This is a genomic window from Streptomyces sp. NPDC002690, from assembly GCF_053592415.1.
In genome coordinates, this window is the sequence record NZ_JBSFVR010000659.1 from 1 (window position 1) to 2097 (window position 2097).

At 70.9% G+C, this 2097-nt stretch carries 2 protein-coding genes; one reads left to right on the forward strand and one right to left on the reverse strand.

Translation table 11 applies throughout. The features are described 5' to 3' along the window. The first annotated feature begins 352 nt into the window (after positions 1–352). Positions 353–1246, forward strand: coding sequence for a KPN_02809 family neutral zinc metallopeptidase (gene ypfJ / locus ACWD3D_RS36420; protein ID WP_451464939.1), 894 nt, complete (start codon positions 353–355; stop codon positions 1244–1246). A gap of 657 nt (positions 1247–1903) precedes the next feature. Here the strand turns inward: ypfJ and ACWD3D_RS36425 are convergent. Further along, positions 1904–2097, reverse strand: a 194-nt coding sequence (locus tag ACWD3D_RS36425; RefSeq protein ID WP_451464940.1) for a hypothetical protein, incomplete at its 5' end; no start/stop codon positions are given.

Sequence of the window (2097 nt, forward strand, 5' to 3'; positions counted from 1 at the left end):
GTCCGACCGGTCCGGCCGGACCGCGGCAGGAGCACGGACGCAGGCCTGCCGGCGGTGAACCGCACCGCCGGCAGAAGCCGGGCGAGCAGCGGAAAGCCCAACGGACGCCTCTCCCCCGAGCATGGTCCGCCGCCGCTCCTTCGTTCGGCCATCTGCCCCTCCTGCCCGGGCACGCGGCTGTGACTGGACCTGCTCGGTGCCGGGGCCCGGCCGCCAAGTTCCCTGAACTCGGTGGTCGAGGGGAGGGCCGAGGAATCGCGCTCGGTCGCGATGGCGGGTGAGGCGGCTTCCCGGGGGTACGCGTGCCGAGCGACGCAGGGTGGACCGGCGCGCCGTGAGGGAGAGTCAGCTGATGGAGTTCGACGAAGACGCTGCCCTGGACACCTCCGAGGTCCAGGACAACCGGGGCGGAGCTTTGAGCGGGATCCCCGGCGGCGGGAAGACCGTGGGCGGTGGGGTGGTCGGTCTGCTGGTGCTGATCGCGTCGGTGGTGTTGGGGGTGGACCCCGGCCTGCTCAGCTCGGACCCCGCCACCGAAGCCGGCGGATCCGGTGGTACCGGTGCCGCCGATCTGGCAGCGGACTGCCGGACGGGTGCCGACGCCAACACGAAGGACGACTGCCGGATCGTGGCCGTGGTCGACAGCCTCCAGGCATTCTGGAAGCAGACCGAGTCGGCGGCCGGGAAGTCCTACACGCAGGCCCCGACCTGGCTGTTCACCAACAGTGTGAGCACCGGCTGCGGCAACGCGACGTCCGAGGTGGGCCCCTTCTACTGCTCCGCCGACGACAAGGTCTACCTCGACCTGGGCTTCTTCGACGAACTCACCGGCAAGTTCGGCGCCAAGGGTGGCCCCTTCGCCGAGGCGTACGTCGTCGCGCACGAGTACGGGCACCACATACAGGACCTCAACGGCACCATCTCCCGCGGCAGCGGCCAGGGCCGGGACAGCGGCTCGGTGAAGCTGGAACTCCAGGCGGACTGCCTCGCCGGAGTCTGGGCCCATCACGCGACCACGACTCCCGACCCGAAGAGCGGCAAGCCCCTGATCACCGAACTCACGGAATCGGACATCAATCAAGGACTGGACGCGGCCGCCGCCGTGGGCGACGACCGTATCCAGGAGAAGTACCAGGGCAGCGTCACGCCGGACACCTGGACGCACGGCTCCGCGGCGCAACGTCAGAAGTGGTTCACCACCGGCTACCGGTCCGGGAAGGTCGACACCTGCAACACGTTCGCCTGAAAGATCGCGCAGACCGGCGGCCGATGGCCCGCTGGTGCGCGGGACAGGCAGAGAATGACGACCATGGACCTGCCGAGCTCCACAGCGACCGGCGATCAGGACCCGCACTGCCATGCTGCCGCGGCGACCACAGCCGGCCCGACCCCGGATGCCACGCAGAGGGTCTTCGTCCACCGTCGCCCGGACCTGCGGTGGAGTCCCGATCAGACCCGCCGGGCTCTGCGGTTGCGGTCTCCGGACCAACTGGAGATGCTCGTGGCCCACGAGACGATCTGCCAGGCTCTACCTGCAGGGCCGGAGCGAATTGCACCGTGCGCTCTCCGGGCCACCCCGCCGCATGAGGCTGGTACACCCACCGAAGGCCGCATCGTGGCACGGTCTCACGGCCGGACCGCCCCCCAAGAGCTCACCGGTCCTCGGGCCGGATCGGGGCCAACGGCGAGGGCGTCGCGCAATCGAGGCCAGGGCTCGTGCGACGCCGCATCTTCGAGGCGGAGCCCGAATCGGCCACGTGCATGATGAGCATCGTCGGGATCGAGCTCTCCGACCGGCGGACGGGCTGGAGCGTCGATGCGGTCCCGCCCGCGATGGGCGCCGGTCGCGGCTGACGCCGCGAGCGCCGTCCCGGTGCGGCTCCTCGCCGGGTGCGGTGCCTCGCTACGAGCGAGGGCCGCACCCGGGCGGAGTGCAGGCGGAGTTGCCCCGGCCGGGCTTCCGCGCCGCATCCGTCCTCGCCGCTTCCTTCTCCGCCTTCTTGGCCTCGCCCTGCGGTCCGGATGGTTGCCAGTTCTCGGGGGTCCAGCCCGCCACCGGCATCAGCATCTCCGCGAATTGCCGACGGGCGACCGTGT

What these genes read in the sequence shown, in the direction of transcription:
- ypfJ (WP_451464939.1), top strand. Translation starts at nt 353, where the DNA reads ATGGAGTTCGACGAAGACGCTGCCCTGGACACCTCCGAGGTCCAGGAC.